Annotated in this window: 19 protein-coding genes; 12 read left to right on the plus strand and 7 right to left on the minus strand. The window is 68.7% G+C overall.

From position 1 onward, the window contains the following. The first annotated feature begins 54 nt into the window (after nt 1-54). From GQR91_RS04040 to GQR91_RS04055, 4 genes are all read left to right on the plus strand, one after another. Complete coding sequence (locus GQR91_RS04040; protein WP_149681258.1) at nt 55-813, plus strand: GDSL-type esterase/lipase family protein; 759 nt, start codon at nt 55-57, stop codon at nt 811-813. Next, the gene (locus tag GQR91_RS04045) at nt 810-2,273 is read left to right on the plus strand and encodes a carboxylesterase/lipase family protein (RefSeq protein WP_149681259.1); all 1,464 of its coding nucleotides are present in this window, start codon (nt 810-812) and stop codon (nt 2,271-2,273) included. Before GQR91_RS04040 ends, GQR91_RS04045 begins: the two co-directional genes overlap by 4 nt. A 110-nt stretch (nt 2,274-2,383) precedes the next feature. Further along, nucleotides 2,384-3,625, plus strand: coding sequence for an ROK family transcriptional regulator (locus GQR91_RS04050; protein ID WP_235903860.1), 1,242 nt, complete (start codon nt 2,384-2,386; stop codon nt 3,623-3,625). Next, nucleotides 3,622-5,415 (plus strand): glycoside hydrolase family 9 protein, encoded by a 1,794-nt coding sequence (locus tag GQR91_RS04055; protein ID WP_149681260.1) that lies wholly within the window; start codon nt 3,622-3,624, stop codon nt 5,413-5,415. The genes GQR91_RS04050 and GQR91_RS04055 overlap by 4 nt, the downstream gene beginning before the upstream one ends. 55 nt (nt 5,416-5,470) lie before the next feature. On the opposite strand, the gene GQR91_RS04060 is transcribed toward GQR91_RS04055, so the two are convergent. Continuing rightward, a complete protein-coding gene (locus tag GQR91_RS04060) occupies nt 5,471-8,740 on the minus strand; it encodes a TonB-dependent receptor (protein WP_160146732.1) in 3,270 nt (1,089 codons plus the stop codon). Between the two features lie 217 nt (nt 8,741-8,957). On the opposite strand from GQR91_RS04060, the gene GQR91_RS04065 reads away from it, so the two are divergent. Genes GQR91_RS04065 through GQR91_RS04075 form a run of 3 tightly spaced genes read left to right on the plus strand, consistent with a single transcriptional unit; the run spans nt 8,958 to nt 13,227 of the window. Continuing rightward, complete coding sequence (locus GQR91_RS04065; RefSeq protein ID WP_149681262.1) at nt 8,958-10,454, plus strand: tryptophan halogenase family protein; 1,497 nt, start codon at nt 8,958-8,960, stop codon at nt 10,452-10,454. Continuing rightward, nucleotides 10,451-11,725: a tryptophan 7-halogenase gene (locus GQR91_RS04070; protein WP_149681263.1), complete on the plus strand. Its 1,275-nt coding sequence runs from the start codon at nt 10,451-10,453 to the stop codon at nt 11,723-11,725. The genes GQR91_RS04065 and GQR91_RS04070 overlap by 4 nt, the downstream gene beginning before the upstream one ends. After that, nucleotides 11,722-13,227: a tryptophan halogenase family protein gene (locus GQR91_RS04075; RefSeq protein WP_149681264.1), complete on the plus strand. Its 1,506-nt coding sequence runs from the start codon at nt 11,722-11,724 to the stop codon at nt 13,225-13,227. Before GQR91_RS04070 ends, GQR91_RS04075 begins: the two co-directional genes overlap by 4 nt. Nucleotides 13,228-13,363: 136 nt before the next feature. Here the strand turns inward: GQR91_RS04075 and GQR91_RS04080 are convergent, their stop codons facing one another. Further along, nucleotides 13,364-13,789, minus strand: coding sequence for an organic hydroperoxide resistance protein (locus GQR91_RS04080; RefSeq protein WP_112381600.1), 426 nt, complete (start codon nt 13,787-13,789; stop codon nt 13,364-13,366). 118 nt (nt 13,790-13,907) lie between these two features. Here GQR91_RS04080 and GQR91_RS04085 point away from each other — a divergent pair, with 118 nt between their 5' ends. Continuing rightward, nucleotides 13,908-14,354, plus strand: coding sequence for a MarR family winged helix-turn-helix transcriptional regulator (locus GQR91_RS04085; protein ID WP_149681265.1), 447 nt, complete (start codon nt 13,908-13,910; stop codon nt 14,352-14,354). Here the strand turns inward: GQR91_RS04085 and GQR91_RS04090 are convergent. Beyond that, nucleotides 14,344-14,793, minus strand: a complete 450-nt coding sequence (locus GQR91_RS04090; protein WP_149681266.1) for a hypothetical protein — start codon at nt 14,791-14,793, stop codon at nt 14,344-14,346. The two genes, GQR91_RS04085 and GQR91_RS04090, sit on opposite strands and share 11 nt — an antisense overlap. A gap of 335 nt (nt 14,794-15,128) precedes the next feature. Here GQR91_RS04090 and GQR91_RS04095 point away from each other — a divergent pair, with 335 nt between their 5' ends. From GQR91_RS04095 to GQR91_RS04105, 3 genes are all read left to right on the plus strand, one after another. Next, entirely contained in the window at nt 15,129-16,034 is a 906-nt protein-coding gene (locus GQR91_RS04095) for a PAS domain-containing protein (protein WP_149681267.1), read from the plus strand. Nucleotides 16,035-16,129: 95 nt separating this feature from the next. Next, a complete protein-coding gene (locus tag GQR91_RS04100; protein ID WP_149681268.1) occupies nt 16,130-16,693 on the plus strand; it encodes a hemerythrin domain-containing protein in 564 nt (187 codons plus the stop codon). Continuing rightward, nucleotides 16,686-16,919, plus strand: a complete 234-nt coding sequence (locus GQR91_RS04105) for a hypothetical protein (protein WP_149681269.1) — start codon at nt 16,686-16,688, stop codon at nt 16,917-16,919. The genes GQR91_RS04100 and GQR91_RS04105 overlap by 8 nt, the downstream gene beginning before the upstream one ends. Here the strand turns inward: GQR91_RS04105 and GQR91_RS04110 are convergent. From GQR91_RS04110 to GQR91_RS04125, 4 genes are all read right to left on the minus strand, one after another. After that, nucleotides 16,837-19,350, minus strand: coding sequence for a PAS domain S-box protein (locus GQR91_RS04110; protein ID WP_346266279.1), 2,514 nt, complete (start codon nt 19,348-19,350; stop codon nt 16,837-16,839). The genes GQR91_RS04105 and GQR91_RS04110 overlap by 83 nt on opposite strands. A gap of 75 nt (nt 19,351-19,425) precedes the next feature. Next, complete coding sequence (locus tag GQR91_RS04115) at nt 19,426-20,058, minus strand: OmpA family protein (protein ID WP_235903861.1); 633 nt, start codon at nt 20,056-20,058, stop codon at nt 19,426-19,428. 28 nt (nt 20,059-20,086) lie between these two features. Beyond that, on the minus strand, nt 20,087-21,919 hold the full coding sequence (locus GQR91_RS04120; RefSeq protein ID WP_149681271.1) for a cation:proton antiporter: 1,833 nt from the start codon (nt 21,917-21,919) through the stop codon (nt 20,087-20,089). Nucleotides 21,920-22,021: 102 nt separating this feature from the next. After that, nucleotides 22,022-25,012 carry a TonB-dependent receptor gene (locus GQR91_RS04125; RefSeq protein ID WP_235903862.1) on the minus strand — a complete coding sequence of 997 codons (2,991 nt, stop codon included), beginning with the start codon at nt 25,010-25,012 and terminating at the stop codon, nt 22,022-22,024. A 241-nt stretch (nt 25,013-25,253) separates the two neighbouring features. Between GQR91_RS04125 and GQR91_RS04130 the strand changes: the two genes are divergently transcribed. After that, nucleotides 25,254-26,426: an MFS transporter gene (locus tag GQR91_RS04130; protein ID WP_149681272.1), complete on the plus strand. Its 1,173-nt coding sequence runs from the start codon at nt 25,254-25,256 to the stop codon at nt 26,424-26,426. The last annotated feature ends 32 nt before the right edge of the window (nt 26,427-26,458 follow it).

Raw genomic sequence — 26,458 nt, forward strand, 5'->3', positions numbered from 1 at the left:
AGGCACCGTATCGAAAGATCGGGCCATCACATTTCTAAGAGAGCATCGCAGACCATGTTGAAGCGCCTGATTCTCACCGCGCTGCTCGCCTGCGCCCCCGCCATCGCATCCGCCCAGTCCACCCCCACCGCAGAGCAGAAGACCCAGTGGGAACGCGAATGGGAAGAGCGGCTCCACACCGATTTCGGCTATCTGAAGCGCTATCAGGCGGACAATGCCGCGCTTCGCCCGACGCCTGGTGCGCCGCGCATCGTCCTGATGGGCGATTCGATCACGCAAGGCTGGTTCGACATGGTGCCCGCCTTCTTCACCCCCGGTCGCATCGGTCGCGGCATCGGCGGGCAGACGACGACCCAGATGCTGCTCCGCTTTCGTCAGGACGTGATCGACCTGAAACCGGCGGTGGTGCAGATCATGGCCGGCACCAACGACATCGCCGGCAACACCGGCCCGATGACGCCCGAACAGACGCAGGCCAACATCATGTCGATGGCCGAGCTGGCACGCGCGCACGGCATCCGCGTCATCTTCGCCTCGATCCCGCCGGCGGACGGCTTTCCCTGGCGCCCCGGCCTCGACACCGCGCCGAAGATCGCCGCGATGAACGCCTGGCTGAAGGATTACGCCAGGAAGACCGGCAACACCTATGCCGACTACTGGTCCGTCCTGCACGACGGTCAGGCGCTGCGCGCATCGATGACCTATGACGGCGTCCACCCCAACAAGGCGGGCTATGCCGCGATGGCGCCGGTGGCGGACGCCGCGTTCAAGGCCGCGCTCGCCAAACCCGCTCCGCGCGCGATCGTGCGATGATCGCCCTTGCACTTGCACTTGCCGCCGCCGGGCCGGTGGTCGCCACCGACGACGGCCCGGTCCGCGGGGAAGCGGACGGTGCCGGTGCGGTGTTTCGCCGCATCCCCTATGCCGCCCCCCCGGTCGGCGCCCGGCGCTGGCGCCCGCCCGCACGCCCCGCGCGCTGGACCACCCCGCGCGCGGCGGTCGCCGAACATGCCGCCTGCCCGCAGACCATGTCGGGCGAATGGAACCGCCGCGCGGCCGAAAGCGGCGACGAGGATTGCCTGTTCCTCGACATCCGCACGCCCCGCCTCGCTCCCGACGCCAGATTGCCGGTCATGGTCTGGATCCACGGCGGATCGAACCGCGCCGGATCGGGCGGCGGCACGGTCGAATCGCGCATCACCGATCAGGGCATCGTGCTGGTATCGATCCAGTACCGCCTGGGGGCGCTCGGTTTCCTGTCGCATCCCGCGCTTACCCGCGAACAGGGGGGCACGTCCGGCAATTACGGGCTGATGGATCAACAGGCGGCACTCGACTGGGTTCGCCGCAACATCGCCGCTTTCGGGGGGGATCCCGCCCGCGTGACGATCGCCGGCGAATCGGCGGGTGCGCAGGATGTCGGCCTGCACCGGCTTGCCCCGGCGTCGCAGGCGCTGTTCGCCCGCGCTATCGCGGAAAGCGGCACGCCGGGCTTCGGCGTGCCGGCCCGCTCGCTCCGCCAGAACGAGGTCGTCGGCACCATCATCGCCCGGCGTGCCGGCCTGTCCGACCGCGCCTCCGCCGCCGCGTTGCGCGCAGTGCCCGTCGCCCGCCTGCTCGCCGCGGACCAGGGCACCGCCGTCCCCGGCCTCGCCGATGCCAGCTTCATCTGGTTGCAGGCCGTGGTCGACGGCCGCTTCCTGCGCGAGGCACCCGCCACCGCCATCGCCGCCGGCCGCTTCCACCGCGGCCCGCTCCTGATCGGCGTCAACGCCAGGGAACTGACGCTGCACGGCGGCCTGCCCGCCGCTGCCGATACGGTGCGCCGCGAATTCGGGGCCGGTGCGCCGCGGGCGCTCGCCTTTTACGGGCTGCAACCCGGCGGCACCCCGATCGACGATCCCCGCCTGGGCGACGTCACGCTGCAACTCGCCAACGACCTTACCTTTCGCTGCCCGACCATCGCGATATCCGCCGCCAATGCCGCGCGCGGCGTGCCGGTTTTCCAATATCAGTTCGATTATGCCCCACCGGGCGGCAGCGTCAGCCATGCCAGCGAACTCGCCTCGGTCTTCGCGCTGCCCGCGCCCGGTGCGCCGCCGGTCGCGCATTACTGGCTCAACTTCGTGAAGACCGGCGATCCCAACGGCGCCGGCCTGCCGCGCTGGCCCGCCTATGACGTGAAGACCCGCGCCTATCTGTCCTTTGGCCAGACACAGACGACCGCGAGGGCGGATTTGCGCCCGATCTGCGCGTTACGATCCGCGCCATGAACGCTATTCCCAAAAGGTAGGGTTTTGGTATCGTGCAGGTCTATAAAAGATGTTGACCCGAAGGGGCGTCCCGCGAAAATTATAACCGTGGGAGATAAGGGGAGAGCGGGATGGGACTGGCGATTACCAGGGATATGCGACCCGAATCGGTGGGGGCGGAGGCACGCGCGGCGCGGCTGTCGCGGGGTTTGTCCGGCACCAATCTCGAACGCGCCGGCGACTACAACCTGCGCACCGTTCTCCAGGCGATCCGGCTCAACCGCGACACCACCCGTGTCGAGATCGCGCAGCAGACCGGGCTGACCGCTCCGACCATCGCCAACATCACCGGGCGCCTGATCGACATGGGGCTGGTGCGTACCGCCGGTCGTCGCCAGGGCGGACGCGGCCAGCCTGCGCTGCGTCTCCAGGTCGCACCTGACGGTGCGTTCGGCATCGGGCTCAACATCGACCGCGATCACCTGACGCTAGTCACCCTCGACCTAACCGGCGAGGTGCGCAGCCGCATCACCCGCGAGATCGCCTTTGCCCGGCCCGACGAGGTCGTCGCCTTTGTTCAGGCCGAACTGGACGGCGCGATCGCGGCCGGCGACATCGACCGCGATCGGGTGCTGGGTGTCGGCGTCGCGATGCCCGACGATCTCGGCCGCATCCGCATGCCGCATCAACCGGACGGGTATGAGGCGTGGAACGAGACCGATATCGTCGCCCTGCTCGGGCCCGTCCTTCCCTGGTCGATCCACCGCGACAATGACGCGGCGGCGGCCGCGCTCGGCGAGACGCAGTATGGCCCCGCCTTTGACCATCCCAGCTTCTTCTATCTGCTGATCAGCGCCGGGCTTGGCGGCGGTCCGGTGATCGACCGCACCTATCACCGCGGCGCCCATGCGCGCAGTGGCGAAATCGGGCTGATGCCCGATCCCGGCGGCGCGCATCCGGGCGCCATCGTACAGGATACCGTCTCGCTCGTGGCGCTCTGCGCGCGCCTCGCCGCGGCCGGCTGCCCTGCCGAGACGATCGCGGCGCTGCCCACGGGGTGCGAGGAGGAGGAGGCGGTGATTGCCGCCTGGATCGCCGATGCGGTGCGTGCGCTGGTGCAACCCTGCGTCGCGATCACCTGCCTGTTCGATCCCGACGCGATCCTGATCGGCGGACGCCTCCCCGGCCCGCTCATCGCCCGCCTCGCCGAACAGCTCACCGCCGCCCTCGACGGCGTTTCCCTGCCCACCCGCGCGCGCATCATGCCCGCCGCCATGGCCCAGGACGCCCCCGCCATCGGCGCCGCCATCCTCCCCTTCCTCGACCACCTCCTCCCCTCCGACGCCATTCTGATACAGGCAGGCCGCAATTGATCCTTCTGGCACTCCTCGGCGCCACCGCCCCGCTCCCCGCCGTCCGCCTCGACCAGCTGGGGTTCGAGGCGCGCGGGCCGAAGACGGCGATCGTCGCCACCGACGCACCCGCGCCGCTCCCCTGGACCCTGACCGACGCCGCCGGCCGCACCGTCGCCACCGGCCGGTCGGTGCCCTTCGGCCCCGACCCGGCGTCGGGAACGCGCGTCCACCGCGTCACCCTGCCCCGCACCCTTGCCCCCGGCCCCGGCTACCGCCTCGCCGTCGGTCCCGTCGCCAGCCGCCCCTTCCCCATCGCCGACCACCCCTTCGCCCCCCTCGCGCGCCAGGCGACCACCTTCTTCTACCAACAGCGCAGCGGCCCCCCCATCCTCCCCGCCCACGTCCAGCGCCCCGACCTCGCCCGCCCCGCCGCCCACGCCGCGGAGCGCGTCACCTGCTTCGCCGGGCCTGACCAACGCGGCGCCCGCTGGCCCGGCTGCGACTACAGCCTCGACGTCACCGGCGGCTGGTATGACGCGGGCGACCACGGCAAATATGTCGTGAACGGCGGCATCAGCACCTGGACGCTGCTCGACCTTCACGAACGCCTCGCCGCCTGGGGGCGCCCGGCGCTGTTCGCGGACGGCGCACTGCCGATCCCCGAAGCCGGCAACGGCATCGACGACCTGCTCGACGAGGCGCGTGTCGAGGTCGAGTTCCTGCTCGCCATGCAGATCCCGGGTGGCAAGCGGGTAACGGTCGCCACCGTCACCGATACCGGCGCCCCCGCCTCCGGCTTCCGCACGATCGATGCGGGCGGGATGGCGCATACCAAGGTCGCGGACATCGCCTGGACCGGCCTGCCGCTCGCCCCGCACGAGGACCGGCAGCCGCGCCGGCTCTACCCCCCCTCCACCGCCGCCACGCTGAACCTCGCCGCGGTCGCCGCACAGGCCGCGCGCATCTGGCGCGACATCGACCCCGCCTTCGCCGCCCGCGCACAGGCCGCCGCCATCCGCGCCTGGGACGCCGCGGCGCGCAATCCCGCCATCCCCGCCAGCTCCGACTTCGCCGGCAGCGGCGGATACGGCGACAAGGACTGGTCGGACGAGCGCTTCTGGGCCGCCGCGCAACTGCTCGCCACCACCGGCGAGGCGCGTTTTCGCGAGGTGGTGGAGGGCTCCCCCTATCTCGCCGCCCCCGCCTTCGCGCTGTCCTGGGGCAAGACCGATTTCGCCGGCCTGCTGACCCTCGCCACCGATCCTGGGGCACTGTCCCCCGACCGTCGCCGGGCGTTGCAGTCCCGCATCACCGCCCTCGCCGACGGGCTGGTGAAGGAGCAGGACAGCAACGGCTACGGCGTGCCCTTTGCCGGCACCGCTTACGGCTGGGGCTCGAACTCCGACCTGCTCAACCGCGCCATGCTGCTGGGCACCGCATGGCAGATCACCCGCGATCCGCGCTACCGCGACGCGGTGGTCGGCGTGATCGACTATCTGCTCGGCCGCAATCCGCTCGACCAGTCCTATGTCACCGGCATGGGCGCGCGCCCGATGATGCAGCCGCACCACCGCTTCTGGGCCAAGGCGGCCGACCCGCGCTATCCGCTGCCCCCGCCCGGCGTCGTCTCGGGCGGCCCCAACTCCACCGCGATGAACGACGAGGTGGCCGCCCCGCTGAAGGGCCGCTGCACCGGTCAGACCTGCTGGGTGGACGATTGGCGCAGCTATACGATGAACGAGGTCGCGATCAACTGGAACGCACCCCTGGTCTGGGCCGCCGCCTTCCTGGATGCGACCGCCCCATAGGAAAAGGGCGGCGGACCCATCGGCCCGCCGCCCCCTTTCCTCGCCGGCGCCGACCTTAGAAGGTCAGGCGCGTCGTCACCGAGAACTGCCGATCGCTCTTGAAGAAGGAGCGCGGCGCCATCTGCCCGTCCGCCGACAGCAGGTAGGACGTCTTGGTCGTCGTATCGAGCAGGTTCTGCACCTCCAGGCCGATCTTGAAGTTGCGGTTGACCGTGTAGAAGATCGATCCGTCCATCTGCCCCGCCGCCAATGCATAGACCGGCAGGAACGGGAAGCAGCAGTCACGGTTGGTCAGCAGGAACTTCGAGCGCCAGCTATACGCGACACGCGCATAGATGTTCGCCTTGTCGTAGAAGGCCGCGAGGTTGAAGTTGTACTTCGACAGCCCGGCCAGTGGCAGGTTGGCATAGAGCGACGCGGTATCCACCGGCGGCGCATTGTCCGCATTGGCGTTCAGCGGCACGCCGTTCGGGATGTTGCCCGGATCGACATAGGTGAAGGTCGCCTGCGTGCCCAATCCCGACAGGAAGCCCGGCAGGAAGTCGTAGGTCTGCTGATAGCTCAGCTCGGCACCCTTCACGTCGCCACTGCCCGGTGCGTTGGCCGGGCCGTTGATCGTCACGTCGAACGTCTGGCCGTTATTGGTCAGCGAGCGCGTATAACCATAATTGTCGAGGATGATGTTCGACAGCTTCTTGTAGAACAGCGCGCCGGTCAGCGAGCCGACCTTGGCGAAATACCATTCCGCGGTCACGTCGACCTGCTTGGCCTCGACCGGACGCAGGAAGGGGTTCCGCGACTGTGCGTTGAAGCCATAGGCATTGTTGTCGCCGAAGCTGACGCCGACGAAGTTGCGCAGGTCGCCGAAGTTCGGGCGCGAGATCGCCTTGGACGCCGCGGCCCGGAACAGCAGCGTGTCCGTCACCTGCAACTTCACGTTGGCGGCGGGCAGCCAGTGGTTGAACGCCTGGCGTGCCACCTCCGGCGTCGAGGCGCCGTTGGAGAAGGCGAGCGCCGCCGCCTGCTGCGCCGGGGTCACCGTGCACAGCGTCGGCACGGTGGAAAGCGACGGGTCCGCGCAATATTCGGCGATGCTGGCATATTGCGCCGGCAGCACGCGGAAGCGTTCCGGGAAGGTCAGCGAGCCGAACGATGCATCCTTGGTCCGCACGAAACGCAGGCCGATATTACCCGACAGCGACATGCCGCCGGCAAAATCGTCCAGCCCGAAATCGGCGCGGACATAGGCGCCCCACGTCTCTTCCCGGTTGCGGTAATATTCCGATGCGCGGAAATAGTCGTCGACCAGACCGGTACGATCCTGCAGCGCGACATAGCTGCCGCCGCCCGCCGCGGTCACTTCGCGCAGCAACTGGGTCAGGGCTTCGTGATCGCGCAGCACCGCGTCCGAGATGAACGGCGTGCCCGGCGGCTGGGTCGACTGGTTGCGATAATAATCGACGAAGTTGAACCGCTCGATAGAACCCGGCTGCGTGTTCAACCCGACCGGGCCGCCGCTCGTCCAGGTTTCCGACAGCGCGCCCCAGTTGTTGTAATCGTTGGTACGCACCGTCTGGTCGCGCTTGGCGTAACGGCCACCGACGCGGACCTTGCGCAGGAAGCTGTCCTCGCTGACGTCATATTGCGCATCGCCGCGGAACGCCCATTCCGTGCCGTCGTTGCGATTGCGGTTGTTCATGCCGTCGTGGAAGTAGATCGAGGCGGGGTTGCCGAAATAGGCGTTCACATCGCGACCTTGCGGCTGGAACGTCACTTGCGGCGTGTTGCCGGTCAGGTCCAGGTTGAACCCGCTGAACGTGTGATTGCCGACATTGTCGTCGCGGCTGTTCAGCGTCGACTTCACATACTGGCCGTCAAAATTCAGGTGCAGGCGCTCGACCGGCTCGAACTTGCCGTTCAGCGAGAAGTCCTGCGTGACCGCCTTGCTCTTGGTATAACGGTTGGCCATCACGATCGGCCCGCCTTCATTGGCGAACTGGGGCAGCGGCGCACCGTTGAAGCTGGGAACCAAGCCGGGGCGGTACAGCGATCCGCTGGTGAACACGCCATCGTCGTTATAGGTCGGCGTGGTGCCGGGCAGCGGCTTGACCTGCAACGAATCGGCCAGTCCCAGACTCGGCTCGATCGTGTGCTCGATCCACTCCAGCCGGCTGTCGGTGCGCAGATACTGCGCGGTCAGCAGCACGCTGCGGTCGGAATTCTCATACTGCGCCGCCGCCGACACGCCGATACGCTCGCGGTTGAACGACTGGGTGCGGTTGCCGCCGCCCATCGGCACATAGACGCTCTCGCGACCCGCCGGCACCGGATAGGTGTCGAACAGCGGCTGCGTGGCATAGGCCGTACCGGCGTTGATGACGCGGCCCTCGCCGGCATCCTGCACGCCGTTGCCGTTCCGGTCGTCGTTGAAGCGCGGCAGATAGGCGGAGATGAACACCGCGTCCGACCGGCTGCGCAGCTGCGAATAGCTGCCGCTCGCCAGGAAACCGAAGCGGCCGCCGCCCGGCGCATCCCATTGCTGGCTGAACAGGCCGACGACGGAGGGCGCACCGCGCTGCTCCATGTCGCCGTAATTCATGCTGCCCGACAGATAGATCAGGCGCTGGTCCTGGTCGAAGGGCTTGCGGGTGTTGATGTTGACGGTGCCCGAAATGCCACCTTCGATCAGGTCGGCGGTCAGGTTCTTGAACACCTCGACCGAGCCGATCAGTTCGGCCGGCACGTCGTTGAAGCCGATCTCGCGACCGCCCGAGGCCGCGAACGTGTCGCGCCCGTTGAACTCGCCACGGACATAGGACAGGCCGCGGATCACGACGCCCGATCCCTCGACCGAGAAGTGCGCGGAATCGGTCGGTGCGGCGAAGCGGCTGATCGCCACGCCGGGCACGCGCTGCAACGCCTCGTTGACCGAACGGTCCGGCAGGGCGCCGATGTCCTGCGCGGTGATCGCATCGACCACGGTGTCCGAATTGCGCTTGATGTTTTGCGCGGTCGCCAGGCTCTGGCGCACGCCGGTGACGACGATTTCGTCGCGACCCGTATCGGGCGGGGTGACCGCGGCTTCTTCCGACGAACCCGACGTGCCCGTGGTGGCACCGGCCTGATCGATGGCGGTCGGGGCCGTTCCTGCCTCGACGCTGGGCGTGCCCGACGTGGTGCCCTGCGATCCCTCGCCAGCCGGCTTGGCGGGTGTTGCGTCCTGCGCCCATGCCGGTTGCGCCGCGCACAACAGCGCCAGAGCCGACACACCGATGTTCAGATTACGCCAATTACGCGCAGCGTCGCGCGACACACGGTCCTTCATGCAACCCCCTCCAGACATGACTTCCCCACCGCCATCCGGTCTGTTTGCCGGGTCGGTTCTTCCGTCGTGCAGTAAAAAATGTTTCAGTTCTCGTCAGTTAACCTGATACCGAAACGGCCACAAGTGAAATAACGCAACTTGATATAAGTAAACTTGGCGGCGTGGCAGAAAAGCCGCTACTGCCGTAGAAGCGCTGCAAGCGCGCAGGAGGGGGAGCATGGCCGGGCAGGAGAGGAATCGCGTGCGGGTGGTGGTCGTCGGCGGGGGCACCGCCGGCTGGATGACCGCCGCCGGTCTGGCCACGCTGATCCCTGCGGCGGCCGACGTTCACCTGGTCGAATCGGCAGAGATCGGCATCGTCGGCGTCGGCGAGGCCACCCTGCCTCATTTGCGCGCCTTTATTCAGCGGCTGGGGATCGACGAGATCGCGTTCATGACCGCGACTCATGCCACCTTCAAGCTCGGCATCGACTTCCGCGATTTCGGCCGCATCGGCGATCGCTACGTCCATCCCTTCGGCACCTATGGCCAGCCGCTCGGCGGCGTCGGCTTCCACCATTACTGGCTGCGCCGTCACCATGGCGGCAATCCCACGCCGCTTGGCGCCTATTCGGCCGGGGTCGTCGCCGGAGAGCGCGCCCGCTTCGCCCGCCCCGATCCGACCAGCGACGCACTGCAGGACAGTTTCGGCTACGCCTATCAGTTCGATGCGACCCGCTTCGCCCCCTTCCTGCGCACCCATGCCGAGGCGCGGGGCTGCCGCCGCACCGAAGGGCGCGTCGTCTCGGTCGGCCGCGACGAACGGGACGGCCGCGTCACCGCGATCCATCTGGCGGACGGCACCCGGATCGAGGGCGATCTGTTCGTCGACTGCTCGGGCTTTCGCGCGCTGCTGATCGGTGGCGAACTGGACGAGGCGTGGGAGGATTGGTCCCACTGGCTGCCCTGCGACCGGGCGGTGGCGGTGCCCTGCACCCATGCGCCGGGGCCGATCGAGCCGCTGACCCGTGCCACCGCGATGCCCGCCGGATGGCGCTGGCGCATCCCGCTCACCACCCGCGTCGGCAACGGCTATGTCTATGCCAGCCGCTACTGCGACGAAGATACCGCGCGAGAAGCGCTGCTTGCGGGGCTGGAGGGCGAGGCACTGGCCGAGCCGCGCCTGCTCCGCTTCCGGGCCGGGCGGCGGCGGCATAGCTGGTCGCACAATGTCGTCGCGGTGGGGCTTGCCTCGGGCTTTCTCGAACCGCTCGAATCGACCAGCATCTATCTGGTGCAGATGGCGATCACCGCGCTGATCGAACATTTCCCGGACGCGCGCGTCACCGACGCCGACCGCGACGGCTTCAACACCGCGGTCGATGCCGAATATGACCGCATCCGCGACTTCCTGATCCTGCACTATCACGCCACCACGCGCGACGATTCCCCCTTCTGGGATCATGTCCGCACCATGGCGATCCCCGACACGCTGGCGGATCGGATTGCGCTGTGGCGGCAAACGGCGCAGGTCGCGCATTACAGCTACGGCCTGTTTCTCGAACCCAGCTGGCTGGCGGTCTATCTCGGCCAGAACATCGTGCCGGACGGCTGGGACCCGCGCGCGGACGGCGCCGATCCTGCGAAACTCGATCAGGCGCTGGCCGCGCTCGCCGCCGGCATCGGCACCGCGATCGACGCTCTGCCACCCCATGAAGCGAGCCTGCCGCGATGAACCGACAGAACAGGGTGCGCAGCGTCACGATCCTTGGCGGCGGCCCGGTCGCCGGCATCGCCGCGCTCGGCTTCGCGCAGGCGCTGCCCGGCGCGCGGATCGACTGGATCATGCGGCCGGTCGATCCCGCGGCGCTGACCGACCGCCTGCCCGCCACCCTGCCCTCCAGCGCGCCCGTGCTGGAACAGCTCGAACTGGACGAGGCCGACCTCGTCGCATACGCCGGCGCGACGCACCGGCTGGGCGAGCGTTTTCTCGGCTGGGGCCCGGCGGACTATATCACCAGCGAAGGGCAGCCGATGCCGCTCGGCGTCGCGGGCGCGCTGCACCACCATCATGCGCTCGCCCCCCGGCACCCGCTTCACCGCTATCGCCCCGCCGCGGTGCTCGCCGATGCCGGGCGCTTCGTCCACCCGACCGCGCCCGACGGTCCGCTCGGCTTCCACGACTATGGCCTGCGCTTCGATCCGGATGCGATCACCCCCTTCCTCGCCGACCGCGCCACCCGCGCCGGCGTGCGCATCGCGTCTGGCGACGGGGTCGATGCCGACCTGATCGTCGACGCGACCGGCCCCGCATCCGCCCCCGACTGGATCGACTGGACGGACGCGCTGCCCGCCACCACCCTCACTCTTGCGGAAACGACCGGCACCGCTCCCGACCCGTGCGACACCTACCGCGCCACCGACACCGGCTGGCAGGCGACATGGCCCCTTGCGCAGCGCACGCTCACCGGCACCGCCACGCTCGGCACCGGTCCCATCCGCCCCGGCCGCCGCGCGGAGCCCTGGCAGGGCAACCGACTGGCGCTTGGCGACGCCGCCGCCGTCATGGGCCCACTCTGCTGGACCGGCTTCGCGCTCGCGCTGGCGAACCTATCCCTCGCCCTGTCCCTGCTCCCCGGCCGCGACATGCCCCCGCTCCTCCTCGCCGAATATAACCGCCGCGCGTCCCTCCGCGCGGACCGCCTCGCAGACCTCCTCTCGGCCCACCACCACCTCGCCGGCCACGCGCCCCCCCGCCCCGGCCTCGCCCACACCCTCGCCCAGTTCGCCCGCCGCGGCTTCCTCCCCCATTTCGAGGAGGAAAGCGTCGGCCCCGAACGCTGGCTCGCCGTCCTCGCCGCCACCATCCGCCCCGCCCGCCCCGACCCGATCGCCCTCTCCGCCCCCGCCCCCGCACCGCTCGACCACCTCCACGCCACGCTCGCCGCCCTCCCCGCCCGCCTCCCCCCCTATCCCGCCTATCTCGCCCGCATGAGGCACGCATGACCCAGCCGATCTCCCATGTCGTCATCGTCGGCGGCGGCACCGCCGGCTGGATGGCCGCCGCCGCCGCTGCCCGCTTCCTCGACGATGGACAGCGCCGCATCACCCTGGTCGAATCGGACGCGATCGGCACGGTCGGTGTTGGCGAGGCGACGATCCCGCCGATCATCGGCTTCAACCGCCTGCTTGGGCTAGACGAAGGCCGGTTCCTGTCCGCCACCGGCGGCAGCTACAAGCTGGGTATCGAATTCGTCGGCTGGGACACGGGCGAGGATCGGTATTTCCACCCCTTCGGCCATCACGGGCGCGATTTCGACGGGCTGAACTTTCACCAGGCTTGGCTGAAGCTGCGCGACCGCGACGGCATCGGCCCAATCGACGATTACGCGATGGCCGCCGCCGCGGCGCACGCGGGCACCTTTGCACCGCCCGTCGCCGATCCGCGCTCACCCCTGTCGGGGCTGGCCTATGCCTATCATTTCGATGCCGGCCGCTACGCCGCCTTTCTGCGCGCGCAGGCGGAGGCCGGCGGCGTCACCCGGATCGAGGGGCGGATCGAACGCGTGGAGCGCGACCCCGCCAGCGGCCATGTCGCCGCGGTGGTGCTGGGGGACGGTCGCCGCGTCGCCGGCGACCTGTTCATCGACTGCTCCGGCTTTCGCAGCCTGCTGCTCGGCCAGGCGATGGGGGTGCCCTTTGTCGACTGGTCGCACTGGCTGCCCTGCGACCGGGCGCTGGCCGTGCCGACGCGCCGGACCGATCCGGTGCTGCCCTATACTCGCGCCACCGCACGGCCCGCGGGCTGGCAATGGCGCATCCCGCTGCAACACCGTACCGGCAACGGCCATGTCTATGCCAGCGCCTTCATGGACGATGCCGAGGCCGAGCGCCTGCTGCTCGCCAATCTCGATGCCGAACCGACCGACACCCCACGCCGCCTGTCGTTCAGGGCCGGCCGCTACCAGCGCATGTGGGAAGGCAATGTCGTGGCGCTGGGCTTGGCCGGCGGCTTCCTGGAGCCGCTGGAATCGACCAGCATCCACCTGATCCAGAACGGCATATCGAAGCTGTTCGCGCTGTTCCCCGACAAGCGTTTCACCGCAGTCGAGCGCGACCGCTACAATCGCTTCATGACCGACGCCTATGACGGGATCCGCGATTTCATCATCCTGCACTATCACGCCACCCGCCGCGACGACACGCCCTTCTGGCGCCACGTCCGCACCATGACGATCCCCGACACGCTGGCCGAGAAGATCGCGCTGTTCCGCGAAAAGGGCCGCATCTTCCGCTATGACGACGAACTGTTCGCGGTCCCCAGCTGGGTCGCGGTGATGATCGGGCAGAACATCATGCCCGATGGCTATGACCCGATCGTCGATGCGCTGGACGAGGACCGGGTGGCCGATGCGTTGCGCCAGATGCGCCGCGCCAATGCCACGCTCGCCCGCACGCTGCCCCCGCACGCCGCGGTGCTGGCCAGGGTCGGGGAGGCGGCAGGCTAGAATCAAAACCGGCGGCGACGGCCAGGGAGGGGTGCCGTCGCCGCCGGGTCCTGCGCGGCATGGGAGGATACCGCCGGAACGGGCCCGCCCCTCGCGTCCAAGGGAGGGAAACGCGGGCAGGCCCGATGGGAAAAGATCAGGCGAGCGTCAGGCCGACATCGACATTGCCGCGCGTCGCGTTGCTGTAGGGGCAGATCTGGTGCGCGGTGTCGACCAGCGTTTGCGCCACATCGGGCGCGACGCCGGGCAGCGTGACGGTCAGGTCGGCGGTGATGCCGAACCCGCCGGCCGCGCGCGGACCGATGCCAACCGTGGCCGATACCTGCGTATCCGCGGGCACCGCGACTTTCAGCTGATGACCGGCCGCCTTCAATGCGCCGATGAAACAAGCCGCATAGCCGGCCGCGAACAGTTGCTCGGGGTTCGTACCCTCGCCGCCCGCACCGCCCAATTCCCTGGGGGTGGACAGCTTCACGTCAAAATTGCCGTCATCGACACGGGCATGACCATCGCGCCCGCCAGTGGCGGTGGCTGCGGTGCGGTACTTTACATCGACCGACATGCTATTCTCCTTATCGGAATAATCTTTATCGCGATACCTATGTAGGAGGTCATACCGGGCTTGTCCAGCGGAATGTTTATCGCGATATCGAAATCGTACACGCGAAAGGATGATTGCCATGGCCGCCCCCGCGCCGCTCGACAGCCAGTTGTGCTTCTCGCTTTATGCCACGTCGATGGCGATCAACCGGGCGTACAAGCCGCTGCTCGACGCGCTGGGGATCACCTATCCGCAATATCTGGTGCTGCACGCGCTGTGGGAGGAGGATGGCCGCAGCGTCGGCGCGATCGCGTCGCGCCTCGCGCTGGAGTCGAGCACGGTGACCCCGCTGGTCAAGCGGCTGGAGGCATCGGGTCTGGTCAGGCGGACCCGCAATCCCCTTGACGAGCGTCAGGTTCAGGTCGCCCTGACCCAGGCCGGGTGGGATTTGCGCGACCGCTGCGGCTGTCTGGCGGAAAAGCTGATCGCGCAGTCGGGGATGTCGCTGGAGGAACTGGGCACGCTCAACGAACGCGTGCAGCACCTGCGCGATGCGCTCGCCTCCGGTGTGGAGGCTACCCGCTAAGGTCCGGCGCGATATCCGGCAACCGGCTGCGCTGCGTGGAGGGCATCATCGCCCCGCGCAGGGCCGCCTCCATCGTCCGTGGTCCCGGCGGTACCGGGTTCGGCACGCCGCTTTCCAGCCGGTCATGCGCGCTGTGCAGTTCCGCCAGCGCGAGATGACGGGCGCGCGCGACGGCACAGCGTGCCCGCCGGGCCAGCGCCCGCTCCTGTGCGGCACGCCGTGCGTGATAGCTGACCGGCGCACGATCCGGCCGCCCGCGCCGCATCGGCAGCAGGCGGGTGATCCAGCGCAACCAGGCGGGATGGCGGGAAACGGCCGGGGCACCGGATGGAGAAGCCGCCCCGGCCGTCACGATGTCAGAACCCGACCGGGCAGGCCTGCCCTGCATCGGTGACAGGATGGCCGGCGGCACGCGTGGGAAGCGGGACCATCGCTCCATATGATGCGGCCATCGGATCGGGGGGGGCGTATCCGGTGCCGGCCATCCTGTCCTCCTCCGTCCGGCGAGGGGTGGGGAGAGTGCCGGACAGGGCCATGGTCGCCTGCCGAATCCTAACGCGGCGTTCCCGTGCAATTCGCTCGAAATACGGCATTTGCGTGGGAAGAGATGCGATAGCCGGCCGACCCACGCCATCGCCGCACCGCGTTTCACGCAATTTACGACAACCCCGTTCCGGTGGCGAATAGATCGGCATCGGGACTTAAAACACTGGAATGTTTAAATAGTTCTACGCATGACAGGAAACGGGGACTGGTTGATCGGAAAGGGAGCCGATGATCCTGGCAAGGAATGGGGCGGCGCCGCCCGCGGTAACCGCGGGCGAGCTGGTACGGCAATTCGGCACATGGCAGGCGCGCGCCGCCGCCGGCCCGGTATTCATCACCCATCACGGTCGCCCGCGACTGGTGATGCTGTCGCTCGCCGCGTTCGAGGCGCTGGCGACGCCCAGCGATGCCGATCCCGGCGCGGTGCCGCCCGTGTCGCATGTGCTGGAGCATCTGGAGCAGGGTTTTCTGGCGCTGGACGGCGCGATGCGGGTGCGCGCGATCAATGCCGCTGCCTGCGCCTTCCTGATGGTCTCGGCAGAGGCGGTGCGCGGCCGGGCGCTGCCCTTGATCTGGCCGGGGATAGAGGATCGGCCCGGCTATGCCGCGCTGGCCCGCGCGGTGGCGTCGGGCGCCACCACCTGCCTGGAACTGCCCTCCTTCGCGCGGGAGGGGCGCTGGCTGCGGCTGCGGGCCATGCCGTTCGCCGGCGGATCTGCCTGCCTGTTCGATGACATCACAGACCGGCTCGCCACCGAGCGTCATGAAGACGCACGCAGCGCGACGCTGGCCGCGCTCGCCGCGCACGGCGAGGTCGGTCGCGCGCTGCTGTCGATGCGCGGCACCTTGGCGGAGGTCGATGCGGGGTTCGCACGGCTGGCGGGCTTCGCCCCGGACAAGCTGCACGGCGTCCGGCTGACCGACATCCTGCCCCTGCCGCTGCGCCGTGCCACCGCCGATCAGGTGGAGGCGGTGCTGACCGGCACGCCACCGCCGGCCTTCGCCACCCGCTTCCTGACGCGCGCGGGCACCGAAAGGCCCGTCCGCCTGGCCTTTGCCCCGGTGCGCGTGCACGGCGCCATCACCGGCGCGGTGGCAATCGCCACCGCGATCGAGCAACCCATTGATATGTAACGTAGATCAACGAGATTTTCCGGAGAACTGCGGCAACGATCCCCATCCTGTCCCGTTGGTCCGGTACGCCTGTTTGTGGCTGACGGAGTGGATGCATGACCCAATCGGACGAACCCCGCGAAGGGCGCCACACGCTGGCGATCGGCATGGCGGCCGGGATCGCGATCGGCATCGCCGCGAATCTCGCCCGCAAGGCCGCGGTTCAGGCGCCCACCCTGCTCGCGGGCGAATGGGACAAGGCGCTCGCCGCCGAACATGCCGCGGCACTCGCCCTGTTCGACGCGCTGGAACGCAGCGATGCGAGCGACACGAGGCGTCGCACCGTGCTGCTCGCCCAGTTGAAGCACGCAATCGGCAAACATGCCTTGCAGGAGGAGAACGCCGTCTACGCGATGATGCGCGACCGGGGCATGCCCGAGGCGGCGGATCATCTGAATCACGAACATGGCTATGTGAAGCAATATTTCTTCGATCTGGGCGAGATGGCCAAGGACGATCCCGCCTGGCTGCCCAAACTGCGCGAGTTTCGCACGATGATCGAACAGCATATGCGCGAGGAGGAGGACGATCTGTTCCCGCGCCTGCGCGCCGAACTCTCCGACGCCCAGAACGCCCATTTGACCCGCCAGATGAACAAGGAAGGGCTGAAACTTGCCTGATCCGCATCTCGACGACCGGGTCCACGCCGCCGACGCCCGCGCCGAGCGTCGCGAACGTCGGGAAGCCCCGATCATCCGCCGCTTCGCCGTCATCATCGCCGTCGTGTTCGTCCTCGGCATCCTCACCTATGCCGGCATGATCTTCAGCCATGCCCGGCAAAAGGAACGCAGCGACGCCAACGCAACCCAGGTCGCCACCCCGCGCGATCCCATGCCCGACCGATAGCTGCGTCCGAGCAGTAAACACTCCTTCCGTTCGTGCTGAGCGAAGTCGAAGCACAGCCGCCATCGCCTGACCTTCGGCTTCGCTCAGGCCGGAGGGTGTGGGTTGGGCCTACCCCGCCAGCATCCCTTGCACCCGCTCCCGCCAGCACGTTCATCGCAAACGGCTTGGTGATCATCGCCATCCCCGGCTCCATGAAGCCGGACGCGGCGGCGGCGGTTTCGGCATAGCCGGTCATGAACAGCACCTTCAGCGCAGGCCGCATCGCCCGTGCCTCCATCGCCACCTGACGCCCGTCGCGATCGGGCAGGCCCATGTCGGTGACCAGCAGGTCGATCCGCGCATGGCTTCTCAGCAGCGCCAAGCCGCTCGCGCCGTCGCCCGCCGCCAGCGTGCGGTATCCCAGCTCCTGCAGTTCCTCCAGGATCAGGGCGCGGACTACCGCCTCGTCCTCGACCACCAGCACGACCTCGCCCCGGCCGCTCAGCGGCACCGGTGCCGCCGCCGGCGCCTCGCCCGCCTCGTCCATCGGCCCGTCATGGCGCGGCAGGTACAGCCGCACGCTCGTTCCCTCGCCCGGCGCGCTTTCGATCGTCGCGGTGCCCTCGGACTGTTTGGCAAAGCCGTAGATCATCGACAGGCCCAGCCCGGTGCCGCGCCCGATCGGCTTGGTGGTGAAAAACGGTTCGAACGCGCGCGCGATCGTGTCGGCATCCATGCCGGTACCGGTATCGCCCACCCGGATGCATACGAACGCGCTGTTCTCACGCGTCACGTTGCCCGTCTCGATGGTCAGGCGGCCGCCGCCCTCCATCGCATCGCGCGCGTTGATCGCCAGGTTCAGGATCGCGCTTTCCAACTGGTTGGGATCGCACCGGGTCGGCCACAGATCGGCGTCCAGATGCAGGTCCAGCGCGATCCGCTCGCCGATCGTGCGGCGCAACAGGTCCTCGATCGATCCGATCAGCCGGTTGACCTCCACCGGCTTCGGATCGAGCGGCTGGCGGCGCGAAAAGGCGAGCAGCCGGTGGGTCAGCGACGCCGCCCGGTTCGCCGCCGTCGCCGCCGCCGTCACGAAACGGTCCAGTTCCTCGGTGCGCCCCTGCGCCACCCGCCGCTCGACGATCTCCAGATTGCCGGTGATCCCTTGCAGCAGGTTGTTGAAGTCGTGCGCGATGCCGCCGGTCAGCTGGCCCACCGCCTCCATCTTCTGGCTTTGCCGCAACTGCGCCTCGGCGGTGGCCAGTGCCGCGGCGGCCTCGTTTTCGGCGGTCACGTCATGGCCGAAGCCGTAAAAGGTCCCTCCCTCGGGTACCGTCGTCCAGCGGATCAGCCGTCGCTCGCCCGACTTGGCGATCAGGGTCGTGCGGTAATCGTGCAGCGCCTGCCCCGCGGACAGGATGCGCACCCGCTCGCGCCACGATCCCTCGTCATCCTCCATGAAATCGGTGCTGCGCCGCCCGACCGATTCGGCATGGGTCCAGCCCAGCGTCGCGGTCCAGGACGGATTGACGTTGGTGATGATGCCCGCGGCATCGGTCACCACCTTCAGCACCGGCGACAGCGTCCAGATCCGCTCGCGGTCGCGCGCCAGCCGCCTTTCCTCGGTGATGTCGCGTCCCACCGCATGGATGCGCCCGGCGGAGGGCACCGCGGTCCAGGCGAGCAGGCGGTAGTCGCCCGCCTTGGTCCGGTACCGGTTCTCGAACGCCATCGTCGTCACTCCGTCGCTCAGCGTGGCGACTTCGGCCGCGGTGCTCGCCAGATCGTCGGGATGGAGGAAGGCGCTCAACGGCTGGCCCACCAGTTCGGTTTCCGCCCAGCCCAGCATCCGCGTCGCGCTGGGATTCACCGCGGTGATGATCCCCTCGAAGGTGCAGACCAGCAGCAGGTCCTGCGAGATCGCCCACAGCCGGTCGCGGTCGTCCTGCAACCGGCGGCCCGCCAGCACGCGCTCGGTCGTCTCGATCACCACTGCGACCACGCCGATCGGCCGGCCGTCATCGTCCAGCGCCGGGGAATATTCCAGGTCGGTCCACAAGGCGCGTGGCGTGCCGTCGCGCACCAGCGTCAGTTCCTGGTCTTGGTACGACAGCGTGCCGCCGCCATGATACACCACCTGCATCACATGCGCGTTGAAGTCCGCGACCTCGTGCCAGCCCTCCAGCACGTTGGTGCCGAGCAGTGCCGGATGCCGGTCGCCGGCGAACCCGCGATAGGCGTCGTTGTAGATCATCACGCCGGTCGGACCCCACAGCGTCACGATCGGCACCGGCGAGCGCAAGACAAAGGCCAGTACGGAGCGCATCGCCACCGGCCAACTCGCGATCGCGCCGATCGGCGTGGTCTCCCACGCAAAGGTGCCGATCCGCTTCCCCATTTCGCCGCCCCCGATCAGGAACGCCGCTTCCTTGCTGCCTGCCACCACCGTCACATTGTTCGCCCATGCAGCCCGCGCTGTTTCAAGCGCATAACGCCGTTGCATCGTCAAGGCTGCGTGGCCGTTGCGCTATCCCGCCGGTGCGGGCGTCGGCGTCGCGGCTGGTGCGGGCGCCGCCGCCGCAGTCGGTACCCCGATCTCCACCTCCACCCGCCGATTGCGGGCGCGCCCCTCGGGATCGTCGCTGCCGTCCAGCTTGGCGTTCGGGGCGATCGGCCGCGCCTCGCCCAGCGCGATCACGGTAATCCGCTCGCGCGGCACCCCCTGCTCGACCAGATAGTCGCGCACCACCTCCGCCCGCCGGCGGGCGGTGCGCAGATTGTCCTTGTCCGACCCTTGCGAGTCGGAATGCCCGCGCAGCACGATCGGGCCGCCCCGCGTCCGCGCCTCCTGCGCCAGCGCATCCAGCGCCGCGCGCGCCGCATCGTCCAGCGCGGCACTGCGCGGAAAGCCGATCGTGCGCGACAGCGGTTCGGGCGTCGCTTCGGGCTCAGGCGCCTCGGCCACCTCGGCATGGACCGCCGGGCGGATGATCGACTTCACCTCGCCCTCGGGCGTCGGGCTCGGCACGGGAAGCGGGGGGGTGAGCGTGTCGGCCGCATTGACCGGCGCGGCGGTGTTCGACGGCGCGCCGCCCTCGCACCCCGCCAGCGACAGGCCCAGCAGGACGCACAATCCCAGCGGATGGCGCAACATGGTCATACCCCTCCCTTTGCGAACGATGATCCGGTCATGCGACAGCCTCCACCTCGGCACCAGCCCCGTCGCGGCGCGGCTGCGGCGGCGCGTAGGACACGATCACGTCGCCCGCCACCGGCACCGGCCGGGTCGCATGGGTGAAGAAGCGCAGCTGACCGCCGGGGCGCAGCACCAGCAGCAGGTCCGCCTCGGCCGGCAGGGCGGCGCGCGCCGCGGCAAAGTCGAACTGTTCGCTGATCCGCGTCTTGCGGAAGGTCCAGCCGGCGGCCGCCCGCGCCTCGATCTCGTCGATGCCGACCCCCGACGCGAACAGCGACCGCCCGCGCAGCGCTTCGGACAGGCCACGATCGTCGGGCGCGCTGTCGCCCCCGCCGCCGCCGAGCTGATACACCGCGTCGCGCCCGATCTCGGGGGCGAATTCGCTGCACACCAGGGCGTTATACGCCTCGTTCGGGGTCGCCGCCGCCAGCGCCTGGAAGCGGCCCATGTCCAGATGCTCTTCGCTCGTCTCCGCCAGGATCTCGCCGTGAAAGGTCGACAGCCCATGCTGGCGCGCGCCCGTCAGCGCACGCCAGTTCGCGTCGCTGATCGTCACCGCTACCTCCAGTTGCTGCAGGTGGCGCGCCAGCGCTAGGCTCCACGGCGTCGCCCCCACGATCAGCAGCCCGCGCTGCCCGGTCGCGGTCACGCCCAGCCGCCGCGCGACCCAGCGGATGCTGAAGCCGTGCGCGACGATCGTCGCCACCACCACGCCGAAGGACAGCGTGACCAGGATGCCGCCGTCGCCATAGCCCAGCGCCCCCAGCCTGAGCGCGAACAGCCCCGACATCGCCACCGCGACGATGCCGCGCGGCGCGATCCACGCGATCAGGATGCGCTCGCGCCACGGCACCTTGGAAAAGGCCAGGCTGACCAGCACCGTCGCCGGCCGCACCAGGAAAAGCAGCGCGATCAGGAACGCCAGGAACCGCCATTCGAACCGCCGCGCCACGTCCAGGTCCAGCGAGGCGGACAGCAGGACGAACACGCCCGAGATCAACAGGACGGTCACGTTCTCCTTGAACGGATGCACGTCGCGCAGGCTGCTCAGCTTCATGTTGGCCAGCGCCACGCCCATCACCGTCACCGCGACCAGCCCGGTCTCGTGCTGGATCAGGTTGGACAGCACAAAGGTGACGATCACCGCGACGAACAGCACCGGCGCCTTCAGATGCTCGGGCACATGGCCGCGCGGAAACGCCCATTTGATCGCCCAGGCCATGGCAAAGCCGATCACCCCTGCGACGATCGCGGCGAACAGGATCGATGCGGTGACGCCTGCCAGCGACGCGCCGTCCCCCGACCGGCGCAGATATTCATAGGTGATGACCGCGAACAGCGCGCCAAAGGGGTCGTTGACGATTGCTTCCCATTTCAGGATCGCGCGCGGCCGCGCCGCGATGTTGCTCTGGCGCAGCAGCGGCAGCACCACCGTCGGCCCGGTGACGACCAGGATGCCGGCAAACAGGATCGCCACCGGCCACACCAGCCCGGCGATATAGTAACAGGCCAGCGTCCCCAGCACCCAGCCGACCGGCATGCCGATCAGGCCCAGCCGCATCACCGCGCCCTCGGTCTTGCGCAATTCCCGGAAATTCAGGCTCAACCCGCCTTCGAACAGGATCACCGCGACCGCGATCGACACGGCGGGCTCCAGCAGCGGGCCGAACACCTCGGCGGGGCGGACAAGGCCGGTCACCGGTCCGGCGATGATGCCGGCCGCCAGCATCAGGGCGATGCCGGGCCAGCCCGTCCGCCATGCGAGCCACTGGGCACCGACGCCAAGGGCGCCGATCAGCGCGATGGCCAAAGCGTAATTGTGCATGGGGAGCCGAACAGCACAGCCACCCGGCCACCGCAACCCGCAGCGGCCAAAAAAGCGGGTGCCCGGCCGGGGTCCGGGCCGGGCACCCAGGAGGGGTCGGGATCAGAACTTGCCGCGGATGCCGAACGAGATGGTGGTGCCGTTGAAGAAGGAATTGTCCCGCCGCGACAGACCGTTGCCATCCGGCTGGTCGGGATTTTCATAGTAAAGATAGACGTTCTCGTTGGTGATGTTCAGCGCATCCACCCTGAGTTCGATATAATCGTTCACGCGGTAACTGACCGTGCCGTCCAGGAAACCCTGCGGCGCGACATAGGCGATCTGGTCGTTGCCGACGTTGACGAACGAGGTGCCCGTCTTGGCGCGGTAATTGTACGAGCCGCGGATCGAGACCGGGCCCTTTTCGTAGAAGCCGGTGATGCTGTACGAATAGTCCGGCACGAACGAGATCGACCGGCGCGTGCCCGTCGAGGCGATGAAATCACCGCCCTCCTGGTCGATCAGCGTGAAGCTGCTCGTCACCCCCAGCCCGTCGAAGGGCTTGGGCAGGAAGGTGAAGTTCTGCTGGTATCCGACCTCCAGCCCCTTCAGCTTCAGCTCGCCCTGGTTGATGATGCGGGTACGCCGGATCTGGAAATCGTCCGGAATGATGCCGCTGGGGAAGCCCAGCGACAGGGCATTGAAGACGTTGGACGACAGGCCGAGCGACCCGAACGACACGAAATCCTGAAACGAGAAGGGCCGGTCGGTGATGTCCTTCTTGAACACGCCCGCGCTCAGCAGCGCGCCAGGCGCGAAATACCATTCGGCCACCGCGTCATATTGCGTCGCCAGTTGGGGGCGAAGGTCCGGATTGCCCACTGTGACGTCGGCGTTGAACGGGTTGCCGATCACCGTGCTGCCCGCAATCGACGATAGCGCGTTGCGCGTGATCGTCTGACCCGCCGATGCACGTAGCGTCAGGTTGCGGGTGGCATCGAACGCCAGGCTGGCCGAGGGCAGCCAGTTGTCATAGCCGCCGCGCCGATTGGCCGGCACGAAGCCGCCACGCCCGTTGGTTACATAATTGTCGACCACGGTGCGCGTGTCCGAATAGCGCACGCCCGCGTTGCCGCGCAGTTCGCTGCCCAGCAGCGGCAGTTTAAAATTGACCTCGAAAAAGCCGGTGGAGACGATTTCCTCCGCCCGGAACGCGCCGTTCAACTGCACCGGTGCCGCCGCGTTCGCGCCGCCCGCATCCAGCGTCCCCTCGACAAAGCTGCGCGGGAAGGTCGCGAATTGCGACGGGAAACCGGCATTGCCGCCGTTGCGCAAGCTCCCGAACTGCACGAACGGGTCCATGTTGGCGAACACGTCGATCGTGCGGAAGGTGCCGCCGCCGGGCAGCACGCGGTTGGTGGCGATGGTGCTGCCGTCGCGCCGACGGATCTCCTTGACCGTGGAGACATAGCTGCCGCCCAGCTTCAGCGCGAACAGCCGGTCGCCGTCATCGACCATGTTCCAGTCGACCACCGCGCGCACATTGCGCTGCTTGTCGTCCTCCTCGTCGCGGCCGAAGCCGAGCGTCGGCACCGAATAGTTGCGTGGATCGGTGGGATCGAGCCCGGGGGTGGTGATCGTCGGATAGGTGACGTTCACCGTCGGATCGAACGTCGTCGTCACCCCGTACATGTTGGACAGGATGCGATTGCCTTCCTTGTAGGCGCGGCTGTCGCTCAGATTGCCCTGTACCGACAGTTTTACCGCGTCGGTCACGTCATAGGAGGCGCGCAGGATGCCGTAGCGGAACTTGGTCTCGCTGGTGCGATACAGGCTCTCGGTCAGCACGCTGGTATTGCCGAAGGTGCCGTAGAGGTTGTTGTACTGGTCCAGCTTCACGTCGAGCGGGATGATGCCCGAATTCGTGCCGCGACCGGCCGGGTCGGTCGAGCCAGGCACGGTGCGGCTGTTGCGCACAGCCACACCCCAGGTGAACTCGTCGCCGATGTCCTTCAGGTGCGAATAGATGCCGTCCAGGCTGATATCCAGCCGGTCGGTCTTGTATTGCAGCGAGCCGACCAGCCCCAGCCGCTCGCGTTCATTATCCGATGCGAACACGCGGTAGAAGCGCGGCAACAGCCCGTTGGCCACCTGTTCGCGGGTCAGCCCGCCGAAATTGGCGCGCGGATTGTCCAGGTCGAGCTGGAACTCGAACGGTCCGACCAGGGGGCGCGTCTGCCCCGGCGGCGTGCGATAACCGCCCGACCCGATCACCGACGAATTGTACCCGCCGGTCGACTGGAAGCCCGAGCGTTCGTTGACCGTGCGCGAATAGGCCACGCCCACCAGCGCACCGAAATTGCCCACCGTATCGCTCAACAGCAGCGATCCGCGCGGCCCCCAGCGCTTGGACTGGGTGTTGTAATTGCCCTGCGCGGTATAGCGGATCACCCGCCCCTTGCTGTCGAAAGGGCGCGGCGTCTGCAGGTCGACATTGCCGCCGATGCCGCCTTCCTCCAGATTGGCGAGCGGCGTCTTGTATACGTCGACGCGCCCGAACAATTCGGACGGAAACACGTCATAGTTGAAGTTGCGCGAGGATCCGCCCGCATCCAGCGACGATGTCGTGCGAACCGGCGCCATGTTGATCGTGGTGACGGTGAATTCGGACCCCAGCCCGCGGATACTGATCCGCTGCCCCTCGTTCGAGGCTCCGTCGCGGCTCAGGATCACGCCGGGAATGCGTTGCAGCGAGTCGGCGACATTGGCTTCCGGGAACTTGCCGATATCCTCCGCCACGATCGAATCGCGCACGCCGATCGCCTCGCGCTTCAACTCCAGCCCTTCGGCCAGGCTCCGGCGAAAGCCGGTGACGACGATTTCGCCGCCTTCGGTGCCGCTCGCCCCGTCCTGCGGCGGCACCGCGGTCGGCGCGGTCGGCGTGTCGGATGCCGGCGGCGCGGCCGGTGCGGTCTGCGGATCGGGGCTTTGCGCGCTCGGAGCGGGATTGGCGCCCGGCGGGGTCGACAGGTTGGTCTGTGCCGCCGCCGGCGATCCCGCCAGCAACAGGGCCATCGCGCCCGAAGACGCACCGATCAGCATCGCTGTTCTCACCTCACCCCTCCTCTTGCCACGGTATTCCGCTGTTGCTGCGGCTTATCATACAAGTTTTAGGGGCCGTCAATCATCGCTCGGACAAAATTCGCCAACGTCACATCATGCGGCCAGAGTATCGTCAAGAAACGCCCTCAATAGGTATGATGACGCCGCCCCGTCCGCCTTCATCGGGCACGCGCCGCCGCCGAAACGGCGCCTGCATTTGCGATCGCGCCGCCCGGCCGCTAGGCGGCGGCGCATGCATCGCCGCTGGCCCGCCATCATCGCGCTCTGGCTGCTCGGCGTCCTGGCCGCCGCGCAGCTCGCCAAATTCTCCACCATCGCGCCCGTCCTGCGCGCCCGCTTTGCGCTGTCGCTGCCCGCCACCGGGCTGTTGATCTCGCTGCTGGAGGTCGGCGGCGGCCTGCTCGGCTTTGTCGCGGGGCTGGCGCTCGGCCGCATCGGCTATCGCCGCGCGCTGGTCACCGGGCTCGCCACGCTGGCGGGATGCAGCCTGGTCGAGGCGCTGGCGACCACCCCCGCCCCGCTGTTCGTGGCACGCGGGGTGGAGGGGATCGGCTATCTTCTCGTCGTCATCGCCGCGCCCACCGCGATCGCCGCCATCGCAAGCGACCGCGACCGCCCCCGCGCGCTGGCCCTGTGGAGCAGCTTCGTGCCCGTCGGCGTCGCCATCGGCGGCGCGGTGACGGGCATGGGGACGCAAGTGCTGGACGCCACCGGCCTGCTCCTGCTCTGGGCGGCGCTGCTGGCGCTGGCGGTCATACCGGCGCTGCGCCTGCCGCTCGGCACCGCCGCGTCCCGCGGGCTCGCATTGCCGGCGCCGGCGGCGTGGATCGCCACCTTCGGCTTCGGCCTCTACACGCTGTTCCTGTGCGCGCTGACCATGTTGCTGCCCACCTTCCTGACCGAGATGCGCGGTGCCTCGCTCGCCACCGCCGGGCTCGTTGCCGCCTTTGCCTCGCTTGCGGCGCTTCCCGGATCGGCGATCGCGATGGCGCTGATGCGGCGCGGTGCGCTCAGGTCCGGCGCGATGATGCGCATCGTCGCGCCCGCACTTGCCGTCACCGCGCTGCTCGCGCCGCTGGTCTTCGTCGATATCGGCGGCTGGGGCATGGCGGCGCTCGTCGCGGTGGCGGTGGTGGGCGCCAGCGGCCTCGTCTCCCCGCTCGTCTTCGCGCGCCTGCCGATCCTGGCGCGCGCCGCCGCGGCCGACGATCCGCGCATCGCCACCGCCAACGGCCTGCTGACCCAGTTCGGCGCGGGCGGCGCGCTCATCGGCCCGCCGCTCGGCGGCCTGGTCGTCGGGCTCTGGGGCTGGCCGGGGCTCGGCATCGCCATCGCCATGCTGTCGCTCGCCATGCTGGCGACGATCGCCTTGGCCGAGCGCATCGGTGCCCGTCCCGCGCTTTAGCCGCCTCACGCAAATCTTGGCTGTCGCGGCTG

It is taken from the genome of Sphingomonas carotinifaciens (assembly GCF_009789535.1).
GTDB classification, from domain to species: Bacteria; Pseudomonadota; Alphaproteobacteria; order Sphingomonadales; family Sphingomonadaceae; genus Sphingomonas; species Sphingomonas carotinifaciens.